Genomic DNA, 14,435 nt, shown 5'->3' with positions numbered 1-14,435 from the left:
TCCCTTCTGAAGCCTGCTTCAGAAGGGTTGAATCCGGCTGCGATTCCATAGTGTGACCTTTGGTAAGAAAACTATTTCTCGCCGGACCAAAGTGTTAACTCGGTCTAAATTCCGAACATGTTCGACTGTCAGCCCTTAGCAAGGCTGAGATAATTGCCACCTCGTTTAATTCCATGGTAGGCCGATGTCGATCTTCGAATCTCTGGTGTTGCTAACCGGGGTAGCCGCAGCACTCAGTATCCTGTTTTCTCTTAGCCGAGCATTAGGCGCCTTCGCGGCCTTTGTCTCGGCCGTCATCGGTTTAGTGCTAGCCCACGATCCGCTGTTGGTGATTGCTGCCATCAGTTTCATCGCCGTACTCTGTGCCGGCCGTTGGATCATTCCCAACCGCCGCCAACCCAATTTCAGCTATCACCGCTTTGATCATCTTCGGGAATTAAGCCAGAACGGTTTTGCCATTGCCCTGATCATCATCGCCATTCAATACGCCTTGTACAATCAGCAGATCCAAGACAGTAGTCTGTGGATCACCCGGCCAAGCATCGTGGATATCTACATTCCTATCTCGGCGGGGGTGGCGATACGCGCTTGGATTGAACAAGGCCTAGTGGACATGGCTCACCCCTCTGCGGTGGTGATGTTTCTGACACTGGTGGTCTCTGCTCTGCTCACCAAGCGAGCATTTTGCAGTTGGGTGTGTGGCATCGGTTTCCTGTCTGAAACCCTGTATCGTCGCTTCAAACACCGCTGGAAAGGCAAAACCATCCCCGCTAAAGCCGACCAGGTTCTGCGTGGGTTTAAGTACCTGTTCCTGCTGTGGCTGGGTCACCTGATCTTCTCCATTCCCGGCGATAAGCTGGTTCCATATCTGGAAAGTGAAAAGCACATCATGGCGGACTTAGCCATGTGGCATCACATGACTCAGCCTGGCGTCATTGGCGCGCTGTTCATCGCAGCAATGGTGGTATTGAGTACCATCAAGCGTTACGCTTTTTGCCACTATGTCTGCCCCTACGGCGCACTGATGGGCATCGTCTCGTTGGCCAGCCCATTTAAGATTCGTCGTAACAAGGCCTTATGTCTACGCAGCACCGATGACAAAGATTGCCGCAAATGCCAGCAAGCTTGCCCGAACAACATCCCCGTTCAGGAGATTGAAACCGTTCGAGCACCGGACTGCCACGCCTGCCACCGCTGCGCTCAGGCCTGCCCAAAAGCGGGGGCCCTAACACTGTCTTTGCCGCAGCATCGGTATCCGGTCAGTGCTAAAGTCCTACTGCTGACCTTGCTGTTCTTCGTTACCTCAGTGCCCCTGCTGTCTTACCTAACCGGATACTGGCAAAGCGCAACACCAGAGGCGCTGCGCCAAGCCATGATTCCACTGCTCGACAGCATTCCACTGCTGCCGACTTGGGATTAATCCTTAAGGGTTTGCAGCACCGCCTGCCACGGCACCCATTTGAAGTTGTGGTAGGCGTCTGGAAGACGGTTGCGGCCATCTTGCACGACCACCATTCCCTTAGCCCAAGGGCCTGAGCCTACGGCTTTGCTGGTCACCGCAAGCCCATCGGTTTCCGCGCTGCCATCAATCCCTAACTTGGCATTGATGCCGATGCGAAAACGCCCTTGGTAAGCGTAAGGAGGCTCGGCCTGATACAACAGGTAGCTGTCATTACCCTGACTGGACACCACCAAGTAAGGCTCATCGCCGTGATACAGAGCCAGTCCTTCCACGTCGTCGTGGAGAAACTCGCCATTCGTACCACCGATGTTTGCGATGAGCTTGCCATCTTTAGCCACCCCAGAGCTTAGGTCGAACACCCAGATGCCTTGGTCCTCTTCACCGAGGAACAGGCGCTGCGCTTTGTCATCCACCACACAGCCTTCTGGCTGGCTTGGCACGCTAAACTCCCCTAAGGGTTCCGCTTTCAGGCCAGTACCATCCCACACTAAGTCCAACTGCTCGACGCGGCCGCTCTTATCATTGGCAAACACCTGCAGTCGGTCTTTCCCGGGCTGTGCCAAGCACAAACCGTAGATCTCCTTGAGCGTCGTCGGCTGAGGAGGCAGCAGCGTCATTTCGCCTTCCGCACTTACCTCAAACAGGGTTAACCCATCCACATCACGGTTGCTAGCCACACCGATATCACGCAGCTTTCCGCCCAGCATCACCCCTTGGCGCAGATCCACGTTATTGACCTTCCCCACGGCCAAGCCCTGCAGCTGATTGCCCTGCATGTCGAAGCTGAGCAGCCCCCAACGCTTGTTGGTGCCGATCACTCGGCTCAGTTCAGGCTGAGTTGGGTGCACCCAAATAGCAGGATCGTCCATGGTATCCCCTGGGCGATCGGCGATGTCGCTCTCTACCCAAGCGGGCACTTCAGGGATAACATCCCCTTGTTTAGCGTCTAGTTTAAGAGGGGAAAATGGGCTCAGGCGATAGCGATCATGCTCGTCGTCATAGGCCACCATGGTCGATGTAGACACCGCCAACGCCTCCATTTCACCACCACTAAAACCTGCACCTATGTCCCCGGCTTTGGACAGCACCCGTCCAGACTCGGTCAATGCCAGCAGCTGTCCCTGTGGAGAGACTGCCACGCCGGTGATGCCATCTTCCGATGCCAGCGCCAATTCACGCTCAAAAGGGGCAAATGGGGATGCTGGGTAGGCCCAAACGCCCAGACTTGGATCCGCCACATACAGGGTTTCGGCAACCGCATCCACGGCACAGCCAGCGGCTTCCGGCGGCAGTGACAAGGTGCGCACCATCTGTGGCTGCCACTGACCATCCATCTGCAGCAGCCACTGCTCTGCTCGGCCATCTTCGCTCCCTAACCAGGCATAAAGGCCATTATCCGCAGCACGGGGCTGCAAACACAGCCACTGCACCTGAAAATCCCGCAGCGGCAGAGGCGACAACTTAGTGGCCTTGCCTTTCGACAGCGCCACCGGCTGCACCTGATCACTAATGACATCGATGGTCAGCGCCAGATCGCCATGTACCGCCAGTTGCTCAAAATGCCCCTCGACCAGAGTGCGCAGCTGCTTATCCTGTTGCCAAAGTAAGCCGTTGGAAGCGCTGGCCATCAGCCACCCCTGAGCGGCATCAACGCCCCAAGGCGCGGCTTGGCTGCCACTGGCATCAGGGGCAAGTTCTGTGGCCAAGGATTCGGCCACAACGGAGGCTGAGAATAGGCCGCTGACCGCTAGCATGGTTATTATTGTTTTCATTTTTTCTCCTAGAAATTGTTGTACTGAATGCCAAGCTGGAAGGTGCGACCGTACTCTTCATATTGAGCGTTGTAGCTACGATTGCCGGTGTAGGTATAGAACGGCTCGTCCGTCAGGTTGATGGCCTTGAAGTAAACGATAACGTCACTGGTGATAAAGCCTTTGGCGACAAAGTCCCACTGCAGGTGCTCATCTTCGTAGATGTCATGGTTGGCGTCGTCGAGGGAGTCCACCTCCACGAGGTATTCCGACTTATAAGCCGCCGACAGGCGCAGACTGACGTAGCTGTTTTCATAACCCAGAGAGGCGTTGGCGGTCAGCTCAGACTGACTCGGCAGCGGGATGTCGCGGCTCATCAACTGATCATCATCGAACCAATCGATGGTGGCTTCGGAATCGCTCAAGGTGAAGTTAGTGCTAAACAGCAGGCCTTTGAATGGATCCGGTAGGAAGGTGAACTCCTGCACGTAAGCCAGTTCAGCGCCGTAGATGTAGGCGTCATCACCGTTAATGAAGGTTTGCGCCTTGTTAAAGTCGGTGTAGGCACCATAGCCGCCTAAATCTGCTTCGTAGATGAAGTTTTTAATGTCTTTGTAGTAGAGGTTGGCCGACAGTACGCCCACGCCACCAAGGTAGTGCTCGATGCCGATGTCCCAGTTCATCGACTCCAACGGCTCAAGGTTGGGGTTACCGAAGCTGGCCTCCATGTCGCCATCGTCCTCTTCAATGAAGAATCCCGGGGCCAACTGGCCGAAGGTTGGGCGAACTAGGGTGTTGCTCCAAGAAGCACGTAGCTGAGTTTTGTCAGACAGGCTGTACTTGAAGTGCAAGCTTGGCAGCCAGTGATCGTTATCGCTGCTGGTGCTGATGGGATCAAAACGCTCTTCAATGTCGTTGTAACCATAACCTTTGGTGTCACGCTCCAATCGCTCGTAGCGCACGCCACCAAGAACTCGAAGCTCGCCAATGTCCATGGTGCCCATGAGATAAGCGGCCATCAGGTCTTCATCGATCCGATAGTCGTTGATGGTGGACTCCACCTCATCCAGCGCATCGTCGCTGCTCAGGCCATTGACCAGGTTCCAGATACCGGCGGCTTGGATGCTGGGACCAAAACGGCCTAGGTTGTAATCCACTTCGCCGCCAGCGAAATGGCTCATGTTGAGATCGTCACCACTAATGCCCTGATCTTCAAAATCTTCATAGACCCAGACGGTCTCATCGGCGGTCTTCTCTCGGGTGGAGTACTTGCCACCAAACTTGATTTCGGCAGGGTTATCTCGCAAAGACAGATCACGGGTAAAGTCCACCTTGGCACTGATCACCGTGTCTTCGGTGTGATTCTCCCCTAGCTCAACTTTGTCTAGCTCATACTCGCTGGCATCAAAAAAAGCATCCGGTGCGCTGATGTGGGGGGTTTCGGTGTCAGTAAAGCCAATATTTTCAAACTCACCTTCAAACTTGGCACCATCGATGTAACGAGGTTTATCCGCCTTGGCTTGGCTCCAACTGGCCTGATAATCCAGCGTCCACAGTTCTGGGCGCCACTGGCCGCCGAGCACGGCAGAATAGATAGACTGCTCCTCGGTACGCTGTTTTAGCTCCCGAGCCACTTCAGCATCCGTACTGTCGCCACTGGCGATGGGGTCAGCCCACTCAATCACATTGGCATTACGCACTTCGTCATCGTTGTAATCGCTGTAGAGCGTACGCAGGAAAAAATCCACGTCGTCACTTGGGCGATAATCGAAGTTAGCCCCCAAACCAATGCGCTCTCGGCTGATCTGATAGTCCCGCTGCTCCGCTTCTTCCAGCAGCGCTGGCGACTCATCAAAATCCCACTTGCCGCCAGTCTCAACGTTATCCGAGCCAAAATCGCGGTCGTACCAACTGGCCGCCAACGCCACCCCTAAGGTGTCGTCATTGAAACGATCACTGTAGCTGGCCGCCAGTTTTGGGTTGGTATTTTCGGTGAGGCTGTCGTAGCTGCCTTCGGCGCTCATGTTGACGTAGGTGTCATCACGGTCAAATGCAGACAGACTCTTCACCTCGATGGCGCCGCCTAGAGAGTCGGCGTCCATATCTGGGGTCAATGTTTTAGTGACCTCCAAGGTTTCCAGCAGATCCGATGGAATCACGTCCAGCGCTACCGCCCGGCGATCGTCTTCCGGCGCAGGCAAGCGCGCACCGTTCATGGAGACGGCGTTGTAATCCGGAGCCATGCCGCGAACTCGTACGAAGCGACCTTCGCCCTGATCTCGCTCAATGGACACCCCAGGTACTCGCTGCAGCGCTTCACTGACGTTGGTATCCGGGAACTGACCAATGGCATCGGCGCTGACCACACTCACCAAGTTGTCGGCAGCGCGCTGTTGGTTCAAAGAGCGGCTTAGACTGCCCCGTTGACCAAGCACTTCGATGCGCTCAGTCAAACCGGTGAGATCAATTTGAGCGGAAGCCACTTTGTCATCCAGAACCGTCACCTTAAGTTGCTGCGGCTTGGCCCCCAGATAACTGACGGTCAGGGTGTAATCTCCCGCCTCAACCTGAGGGAAGTTAAAGCGACCATCTCGGGCGGCAGACTGCTCCAGCTGCAACTCCTCAATGCGAACAATGGCCCCCTGAAGTGGCAACTGACTGTCGGCGTCTTTAATGATGCCGTCGATACGACCGGCGGACCAAGATGGGGAGGCAAAGCCGGTGGCCGCCATCGCCAAGAGAAGTGGGGAAAGCCCAGCCCTGAATCTAAACATGATCGTTCCTTTGATATGAGTTAGCGTTTGCTGGGCAAACTAGGTAGCCTCCGTGACAGTTCGATGACGACCGCGCCAGCCACTAAGCGAAAACAACCCAATATCAATGGTTTTACTCTCCAACTGAGCTTAATTGCCCCTCCAAACAGTACGGTATTACGGGGGGTTACTCACCACATGGCGCTTTTTGGAAACTTGCCACTAACGCGGTGAGCCAATTTGCCCCCCACCAACCCCATCCACCTCTGGATTTGTCACAGAAGTGTCATGAGCACCGCGTAATTTTTGGCCCCAGAAGAGGGATGAAAATGCAACTTAAACAACGATATTCCGCGATGAGCCTATATGGATTTGCCATCGTCATCTTGATCATTCTGACCGCGGCTCAAGCCCAGTGGAAAACCGCCGATGCGGTCGACTGGTTTGATTTCGGCAGTGAATTGTCACTGCTGCTGTTATCTGCTGGCTGGTATCTGATCGTCACTCTGGCTCGGCCTAAAGGCAAAGCCACCCAGCTGCTGCTCACCGGCCTGTTGGCATTCAGTTGCGGCTGTTTGCTGGACGTATTGGATGAGCTGTTTATCACTGAACCCGTTGGGCTGTGGTACGCCTTAGTAGAGAAAGGGGCCACGCCTCTGGGTTTGATGAGCCTGACCTGGGGATTAGCAATCTGGCGCAAAGAGCAGCAGATGGTGAATCACCAACTGCAAACCCGAGAGCAGTTTTTGCGGGACCATCAACTGATCGACATGACCACCGCACTCAATGACGCCCGTGCGTTAGAGCGGCAGCTAGCCGAGCGCATGGGCTCTCAGTTCAGCTTGCTGATGTTCGATCTCATCGACCTACAACATTTGAATGATAACCAAGGCTGGTCCGAAGGGGATCGTCGTCTAACCTTGGTGGCGCAACTGCTGGCCGAACAGGTACGCAGTTGCGACATGGTATGCCGCTACGCCGGCGACCAATTCGTGGTGCTAATGCCCTATTGCCAGCCTAAACTGGCCACCAGCTGGGGTGAACATCTGCAGCAACAGTTAGCCCAACTGGGAGTGGCAACTCGGTTCGAGCAACTCAATCACCAAGGCAGGCGGCACTCTCCTCAAATACTGCTGCAACAGCTCAACCAGCAACTGCAGCAACAAAAGCTGTCTGAGCAAGCCGCCTGATGACCTCTCTGCGCCGCATTGCTGGCTTTCAAAGCAAATGCATCGACAGCCAGCTGCTGCCCGCAACCCTGTTGCAGCTATTCCAACAACGGGGGTTGGATCAAGAACAGTTGCTTCGCGGTACCAAGCTGTTCGCCACCGACATTGAAGCTGGCGCCGCCATCAGCAGCGAGCAACTGCTCAAACTGCTGTTACGAGCCCAGCAGATGTGGCCTGGGCCGGATCTGGCCTTTGCACTGGCTCAGCACTGGTTAGGGAGCCAAAGTGGACCGCTGACCAATGGCCTAGTGTGCGCGCCCACTCTGGGCCACGCACTGGCGTTATGGCATCGCTATCACTGGTTGACTCAACCTTGGCTCAACCTGCGTCACTGGCGCTGTGATGACACCGAGCACTGGCTGATCAACATCGACCTTGGGTTGGAGCCGATCGCGCCACTGCTGATGGAGCTGTGCTGCGCCAGCTTAACCGCAACCCTTAAGCGCCTAGGGCTAGCCAGTGTAGACTGGCAATTTGGTTTTCCCCATCGACGCCCCAACCACTGGCACCAATATGACAAGTATTTAGGAGGGCAGCTGCAGTTCGAGTTCCCCGCCTTTAAGCTCAGTCTCAGTCGCCAGGCGTTATCACGGCCCTTGCCCATGGCTGATGCCACCGCCTACCAACTGGCTTGGCAACAGACGCGGCGCGCCCTAACCCAACAACCATTGCGCCATGGACTGCCCGCCACCATCCGCCACCGCCTCTATCAGCAGCCAGGATTAACCTTGCCTGAGATGGCACTACATCTGCAAACCAGCCCCGCCACCCTCAAACGTCGCCTCAGTCAACATCACACCAGCTACCAAAAGCTGCAAGATCAGGCTCGATTGAATCAGGCGCTGTATCTGCTCACTAAAGAGGGTGCCTGTAATCGCGACATCGCCCACAAGCTGCAGTTTGCTGACGTCGGTAACTTCCGCCGCTCCTTCAAACGCTGGACCGGGTTTCTGCCTAGCCAGCTGATCCACAATTGACTCCCCGCCTAGCTCTAAGGTGCACTGCGTCCTTTTCCAGCACCACCCTGCTCTGCCCGTTGAGCAACTCGAGACTGTTTGTCGACTCCGGGATAGAGGCCTTGGTAGTAAGCCAAGGATCCCCAAAGCGCATTGGCCAGCGCCGTGCGCAGCATCGGCTGAGGCAACGCCACCGGCGTTAGCTGTGCCGATTCGGCATCGTAGCGATAGCCACGAGCGGCGTGCTCTGGGGTGTAGATAACCACCTCGTTGTCGTCATTCATCCAAGCAAAGTTTTTATAAAACTGCATCATCGCCCGCAGCTTATGTTTGGGCACATCTTGGGTGAGATCATGGCCAATCATGGGGTGATCGCCACTGATGCCCATCATCGACAGCAGCGTTGGTGCCAGATCCACCTGACTGGTGAGGCGGTGGTCCTGTTTGGCTTCCACCCCATCACCAACGATGACCGCCGGAATCCGGAAGTGGTTAATGGGGACCAGCTTATCGCCATAGGTTCGAGAGTCGTGATCAGCGACCACCACAAACAGGGTGTCTTTCCAATACTCGGACGCTTTGGCCTTAGCCATGAACTGACCCAGTGCCCAATCCGAATATTTGGCGGCGTTTTCTCGAGTTTGTGCCGGTTGGTTGTAGGGTTCAATGCGGCCCTCTGGGTAATCAAAAGGGCTGTGATTTGACGAGGTAAATACTAAGCTAAAGAACGGCTTACCTTGCTGATGCAGTTGAGTAAACTGTTGGTGAGCCTTGATGTATAGATCTTCATCAGAGGCACCCCAAGCCCCTTCGAAATTCAAGGTATCGAAGGTCGGGAAATCCTGCATATCGACAAAACCGTTCCCTAGGAAAAAGCTCTTCATGTTGTCGAAATGGCTCTCGCCACCGTAGATAAACTGGGTATGGTAACCCTGGTTTTTCAACAGATCGGCGATTGAGAAAAAGTCTCGCTGGCTGTCGTTCAGTTTCACGACGGCACGAGCCGGGGTGGGAGAAAAGCCGGTAGTCACCGCTTCGATGCCCCTCACTGAGCGGGTTCCAGTGGCATACATGCGATTGAAGTTCCAGCCCTCGGCCATCAACTGATCCAAGTTGGGCGTCAACGGCAGCCCACCGAGGCCACCCACATAACGAGCCCCCAAACTCTCTTGCAGCAAAATCACCAGGTTCTTAGGTTTACCTGTGTAGCTGGCTTGATGGCTCGCCAAGGTTGGAAAGGCATCGGAGATGAAATCCGACTCTGACACGTTGGTAGCCTGTCGCACTCGAGAAACAATCTCTGAATGGCTCATGTCAGGGTAGTAATCAAAAGCGCTGTCTTCTGACTCAGCCTGCTTCATGGCAAAAATCATGGAATAGGCCGAGTTCAGCACCAGATCGTTCATCAACGGATCGGTTGAGTAGGCCACCAAAGCCGGATTCAAAGGACGATGCCCAAGAGATGACCGCGCACCCGCCACACCAAGCACCACCACCAACAGGGCCAACAGCGGGCGCCAATACCAGCGAGGCAAGGTAAGATTTCGAGTCCAGCGACCGCTCCAGCGCCACGCTAGCCACAGCGTTAGGTTGCTGGCTATCACCCCGATAAACAGCTCCAACTTGTAGCCGCTCCAGAGCATGCCAAACACCTCTTGTGGATACTTAAGGTACTCATAAAAAAGCCGATTTGGCCGAACGTCATACTCAACAATAAAACTGGGTGTCGCCAGCTCCATGAACACCACAAACCAGATGGCCACCACCAAGAACACTCTCAACCCGGTAAGATAGCCACGGCCCACGCGGCCGTGCCCCGCCAGCAATACCGTCAACAGAGCTGGCAAGATAAACAGATAGCACAAGGCAGACAGATCCACCCGCAACCCACTCAGCAGCAGGTTCATCCAGCCATCGGCGGCGGTTACCCGCTCCGCCTGCCACAGAGCCAATCCGGCTCGAGACAGCGTCATCACCAACAACGCCACCCCAAAAGCACAAACGATGGGATACAACAGCCCCATCCGCCGACGCAGAGTCTCAAACATAGTGTCTTCCATCGAGTAGTGGTTTTATAAAGAAAGGAGCGGTATCAGCACCAAAAGCCAGGTGGCGATCGCCATCAACAAGGTCAATAACACCGCCGCCGAACCCATGTCTTTGGCTTGGCCTGAAAGTGGATGAAACTCATCACCGATGCGATCGACTACCGCTTCGATGGCGGAGTTGAGTAGCTCCACCACAATCACAGCCACCAGAGCGCCAATCAGCAGCAACTTGTCCAGCCCAGTTACCGGTAACCACAGTGCAACCGGCGCCAATACCAAGAAGCCCACCAACTCCTGTCGAAAAGCCGCTTCACTTTTCCAGGCTGCCCGTAGGCCTAACCAGGAGTACCGAGTGGCGTAAATGAGTCTGACAAAGCCGGTTTGATTGGATTTCACGCTGATGACCTGTGTTGAACTGATTGAAGTTCGAGCACTGTAACAACGGCAACGAGCGACACTTGTAAGCGGGTGTAAGCTGACGTCAGCAGCGGCAAGTGACGGGAAATGAACTCTTTATGGGTAAGGGAATGTGGAGGTTTTCACTGCTGCGACGATGGATGACTCAGAGCCGCAACAGACGTCCGTTTTAGGTGATGGAATCGGGTAATTCAGGCATTAAAAAAGCCGCCCCAATCTCTCGGGGCGGCTCATTCATTCGCGTAAATGCGGCTTACGAATTAAGACAATGTCTTACTTCTTCGATTCGCGAGAAGCGCGCTTACGATCAGATTCAGTCAGCAGCTTCTTACGGATACGGATGCTTTGCGGGGTTACTTCAACCAGCTCATCGTTATCGATGAATTCCAGAGCTTGCTCCAAAGTCATCTTGATTGGCGGAGTCAGTACCTGCGCATCGTCAGTACCAGAGGCACGTACGTTGGTCAGCTGCTTACCTTTCAGGGCGTTAACGGTCAGGTCGTTATCACGGCTGTGAATACCGATGATCATGCCTTCGTATACCTCAACACCGTGACCGATCATCAGGCGGCCACGCTCCTGCAGGTTAAACAGGGCGTTGGTCAGGGCTTTACCGGTCGCGTTGGCGATCAATACGCCGTTGATACGCTGGCCGATCTCGCCACCTTTGTGAGGACCGTACTTGAAGAAGGTGTGGTAGATAAGACCAGTACCGGAGGTCAGAGTCATGAACTCAGTCTGGAAACCGATCAGGCCACGAGATGGCATGATGAAGTCCATACGGATACGGCCTTTACCATCAGGTGCCATGTCGGTCAGCTCAGCCTTACGCAGACCCAGCTTCTCCATTACACCGCCTTGGTGCTCTTCTTCAACGTCAACGGTTACGGTTTCGTACGGTTCTTCCAGTACGCCATCTACGGTACGCAGAATAACTTCTGGACGAGATACGGCCATCTCGTAACCTTCACGACGCATGTTCTCGATAAGAACGCCCAGGTGCAGTTCACCACGGCCAGAAACACGGAACTTATCTGGATCGTCGGTCTGCTCAACACGCAGTGCCACGTTGTGAACCAGTTCCTGCTCCAGACGCTCAAGGATGTTACGTGAAGTAACGTACTTACCTTCTTGGCCAGAGAATGGCGAGGTGTTCACCTGGAAGGTCATGGTTACGGTTGGCTCGTCAACGGTCAGTGCAGGCAGGGCCTCCACTTCAGTTGGGCAGCAGATGGTGTCAGAGATCTTCAGTTCGCCAAGACCAGAGATGGCGATGATGTCGCCCGCCTGAGCTTCCTGAACTTCGTGACGATCCAGACCTAGGTAACCCAGCACCTGGCCCACTTTACCGTTACGTACGTTGCCGTTAGCGCAGTTGATGGTAACCTGCTGGCCAACCTTCACTTTACCGCGAGTTACACGGCCAACACCGATAACACCAACGTAAGAGTTGTAGTCCAGCTGAGAAACCTGCATCTGGAACGCGCCATCAGGGTCGCCGGCTGGTGGAGACACGGCATCAACGATGGTTTCGAAGATGGCGGTCATGTCTTCGCCTTCGGTTTCAGCATCGTGAGACGCCCAACCGTTCAGGGCGGAAGCGTAAACCACTTGGAAGTCCAGCTGTTCGTCGGTCGCACCCAGGTTGTCGAACAGGTCAAACACCTGGTCCATTACCCAGTCAGGGCGAGCACCTGGCTTGTCGATTTTGTTGATCACAACGATCGGCTTCAGACCCTGAGCAAAGGCTTTCTGGGTTACGAAGCGAGTCTGTGGCATCGGGCCTTCTTGGGCGTCAACCAGCAGCAATACGCTGTCTACCATAGACATCACACGCTCAACCTCACCACCGAAGTCGGCGTGTCCAGGGGTGTCTACGATGTTAATGCGGTAGTCATTCCATTTGATGGCAGTGTTCTTAGCCAGAATGGTAATACCGCGCTCTTTCTCCAGATCGTTGGAGTCCATTACGCGTTCGTCGAAATCAGTACGGGTCTCTAAAGTTCCGGACTGCTGCAGCAGCTTGTCCACAAGGGTGGTCTTGCCGTGGTCAACGTGCGCAATAATCGCAATATTTCTTAGTTTGTCCAGCACGGTTCTGCCTGGCTCCATAGTTGCATCAAAAGGGCGGCTATTCTACTCTGTCAGCAAGCATCAGGACAGTGCTTTTTTTCACCAGCGAGCAGAAGCCATGGAAGTTGTTGTCTCCGCCACGGTGCATTGCACCAAAATTGCACACTCTTCGCACCAATATGGTGCAATTGGCTCGACGCCGCCCCTCAAATTTCAACCAAAAACCATTGAAATCAATGCTTTAAATTTTTGGCACAACTTTGGCATTAGTCGTGGCATCAAATTTAGGGCGCTCTTGCCATTTGGAGGTACATAGGATGTCTGTCGAACACGTATTGGAACTAATTAAAGAAAACGAAGTGAAGTTTGTCGACCTGCGCTTCACCGATACTAAAGGTAAGGAGCAACACGTCTCCCTACCAAGCCACCAAATCAACGGTGACTTCTTCGAAGAAGGCAAGATGTTCGATGGCTCCTCCATCGCTGGCTGGAAGGGCATTAACGAATCCGACATGGTATTGATGCCGGATCCTTCAACCGCAGTTCTGGACCCATTCACCGAAGAGTCCACCCTGAATGTACGTTGCGACATCATCGAGCCAACCACCATGCAGGGCTACGACCGTGACCCTCGCTCTATCGCTAAGCGCGCCGAAGCCTACATGCGCAGCGCCGGCTTTGCTGACGAAGTGTTCTTCGGTCCTGAGCCAGAGTTCTTCCTGTTTGACGACGTGAAGTTTAAGACCGACATGAGCGGCTCCATGTACCAGATCGACGCCGAAGAGGCGAGCTGGAACTCAGACAAGCACTTCGAAGGCGGCAACATGGGCCACCGTCCAGGTGTGAAAGGCGGTTACTTCCCAGTAGCGCCAGTGGACAGCTCTCAGGATCTGCGTAGCGCTATGTGTCTGGTGATGGAAGAGATGGGTCTGACCGTTGAAGCACACCACCACGAAGTGGCTACCGCGGGTCAGAACGAGATCGCAACACTGTTCAACAGCATCGTTGAAAAAGCGGACGAAATTCAGATCTACAAATACGTAGTTCACAACGTGGCTCACGCCTACGGCAAGACTGCAACCTTCATGCCTAAGCCAGTGGTTGGGGATAACGGTTCCGGTATGCACTGCCACCAGTCACTGAGCAAAGATGGCGTTAACCTGTTTGCTGGCGACAAGTATGGCGGTCTGTCTGAAACTGCCCTGTACTACATCGGCGGTATCATCAAGCACGCTCGTGCCATCAACGCTTTTGCTAACGCTTCCACCAACTCCTACAAGCGTCTGGTACCTGGCTTCGAAGCGCCGGTCATGTTGGCTTACTCTGCTCGTAACCGCTCTGCGTCTATTCGTATCCCAGTGGTTCCAAGCCCGAAAGCACGCCGCATTGAAGTTCGCTTCCCTGATCCAACCGCTAACCCATATCTGGCCTTCGCTTCCATGCTGATGGCGGGTCTGGACGGCATTAAGAACAAGATCCACCCAGGCGAAGCCATGGATAAAGACTTGTACGACCTGCCAGCAGAAGAAGCGGCTGAGATCCCAACCGTAGCTTCCTCTTTCGAGCAAGCTCTGGATTGTCTGGATGCAGACCGTGAGTTCCTGACTGCGGGCGGTGTGTTCTCTGACGACTACATCAACTCCTACATCGAACTGAAGCGTGCAGAAGTTGAGCGTCTGAACATGACCACTCACCCAGTTGAGTTCGACATGTATTACAGCTGCTAAAAAAAACCGGTACCTATAA

At 54.4% G+C, this 14,435-nt stretch carries 9 protein-coding genes; 4 read left to right on the top strand and 5 right to left on the bottom strand.

What is annotated here, in order from left to right; all coding sequences use genetic code 11:
- Positions 1–184 precede the first annotated feature (184 nt).
- Positions 185–1,420: a 4Fe-4S binding protein gene (locus FCL42_RS17290; RefSeq protein ID WP_136864686.1), complete on the top strand. Its 1,236-nt coding sequence runs from the start codon at positions 185–187 to the stop codon at positions 1,418–1,420.
- On the opposite strand, the gene FCL42_RS17285 is transcribed toward FCL42_RS17290, so the two are convergent.
- Positions 1,417–3,234, bottom strand: a complete 1,818-nt coding sequence (locus FCL42_RS17285; protein ID WP_136864685.1) for a phytase — start codon at positions 3,232–3,234, stop codon at positions 1,417–1,419. The genes FCL42_RS17290 and FCL42_RS17285 overlap by 4 nt on opposite strands.
- Positions 3,235–3,242: 8 nt before the next feature.
- On the bottom strand, positions 3,243–5,987 hold the full coding sequence (locus tag FCL42_RS17280) for a TonB-dependent receptor (protein ID WP_136864684.1): 2,745 nt from the start codon (positions 5,985–5,987) through the stop codon (positions 3,243–3,245).
- 308 nt (positions 5,988–6,295) lie between these two features.
- Here FCL42_RS17280 and FCL42_RS17275 point away from each other — a divergent pair, with 308 nt between their 5' ends.
- A complete protein-coding gene (locus tag FCL42_RS17275; RefSeq protein WP_169308434.1) occupies positions 6,296–7,156 on the top strand; it encodes a GGDEF domain-containing protein in 861 nt (286 codons plus the stop codon).
- Entirely contained in the window at positions 7,156–8,172 is a 1,017-nt protein-coding gene (locus tag FCL42_RS17270) for an AraC family transcriptional regulator (RefSeq protein WP_136864682.1), read from the top strand. The genes FCL42_RS17275 and FCL42_RS17270 overlap by 1 nt, the downstream gene beginning before the upstream one ends.
- Before the next feature lie 14 nt (positions 8,173–8,186).
- Here the strand turns inward: FCL42_RS17270 and FCL42_RS17265 are convergent, their stop codons facing one another.
- The 3 genes from FCL42_RS17265 to typA all read right to left on the bottom strand — a co-directional run bounded on the left by FCL42_RS17265 (position 8,187) and on the right by typA (position 12,728).
- Positions 8,187–10,199 (bottom strand): LTA synthase family protein, encoded by a 2,013-nt coding sequence (locus tag FCL42_RS17265; RefSeq protein ID WP_136864681.1) that lies wholly within the window; start codon positions 10,197–10,199, stop codon positions 8,187–8,189.
- Positions 10,200–10,223: 24 nt separating this feature from the next.
- Positions 10,224–10,595 (bottom strand): diacylglycerol kinase, encoded by a 372-nt coding sequence (locus FCL42_RS17260; RefSeq protein ID WP_136864680.1) that lies wholly within the window; start codon positions 10,593–10,595, stop codon positions 10,224–10,226.
- 294 nt (positions 10,596–10,889) lie between these two features.
- On the bottom strand, positions 10,890–12,728 hold the full coding sequence (gene typA / locus FCL42_RS17255) for a translational GTPase TypA (RefSeq protein ID WP_136864679.1): 1,839 nt from the start codon (positions 12,726–12,728) through the stop codon (positions 10,890–10,892).
- Positions 12,729–13,006: 278 nt separating this feature from the next.
- Between typA and glnA the strand changes: the two genes are divergently transcribed.
- Positions 13,007–14,416 (top strand): glutamate--ammonia ligase, encoded by a 1,410-nt coding sequence (gene glnA, locus FCL42_RS17250; protein ID WP_136864678.1) that lies wholly within the window; start codon positions 13,007–13,009, stop codon positions 14,414–14,416.
- Positions 14,417–14,435: the final 19 nt, after the last annotated feature.

The organism is Ferrimonas aestuarii, assembly GCF_005116665.1.
Lineage (GTDB): Bacteria > Pseudomonadota > Gammaproteobacteria > Enterobacterales > Shewanellaceae > Ferrimonas > Ferrimonas aestuarii.
Note: the sequence above shows the minus strand (reverse complement) of the source record. Positions and strands in the feature narration are given on the sequence as shown.

What these genes read in the sequence shown, in the direction of transcription:
- FCL42_RS17290 (WP_136864686.1), top strand. Translation starts at nt 185, where the DNA reads ATGTCGATCTTCGAATCTCTGGTGTTGCTAACCGGGGTAGCCGCAGCA.
- FCL42_RS17285 (WP_136864685.1), bottom strand. Translation starts at nt 3,234, where the DNA reads ATGAAAACAATAATAACCATGCTAGCGGTCAGCGGCCTATTCTCAGCC.
- FCL42_RS17280 (WP_136864684.1), bottom strand. Translation starts at nt 5,987, where the DNA reads ATGTTTAGATTCAGGGCTGGGCTTTCCCCACTTCTCTTGGCGATGGCG.
- FCL42_RS17275 (WP_169308434.1), top strand. Translation starts at nt 6,296, where the DNA reads ATGCAACTTAAACAACGATATTCCGCGATGAGCCTATATGGATTTGCC.
- FCL42_RS17270 (WP_136864682.1), top strand. Translation starts at nt 7,156, where the DNA reads ATGACCTCTCTGCGCCGCATTGCTGGCTTTCAAAGCAAATGCATCGAC.
- FCL42_RS17265 (WP_136864681.1), bottom strand. Translation starts at nt 10,199, where the DNA reads ATGTTTGAGACTCTGCGTCGGCGGATGGGGCTGTTGTATCCCATCGTT.
- typA (WP_136864679.1), bottom strand. Translation starts at nt 12,728, where the DNA reads ATGGAGCCAGGCAGAACCGTGCTGGACAAACTAAGAAATATTGCGATT.
- glnA (WP_136864678.1), top strand. Translation starts at nt 13,007, where the DNA reads ATGTCTGTCGAACACGTATTGGAACTAATTAAAGAAAACGAAGTGAAG.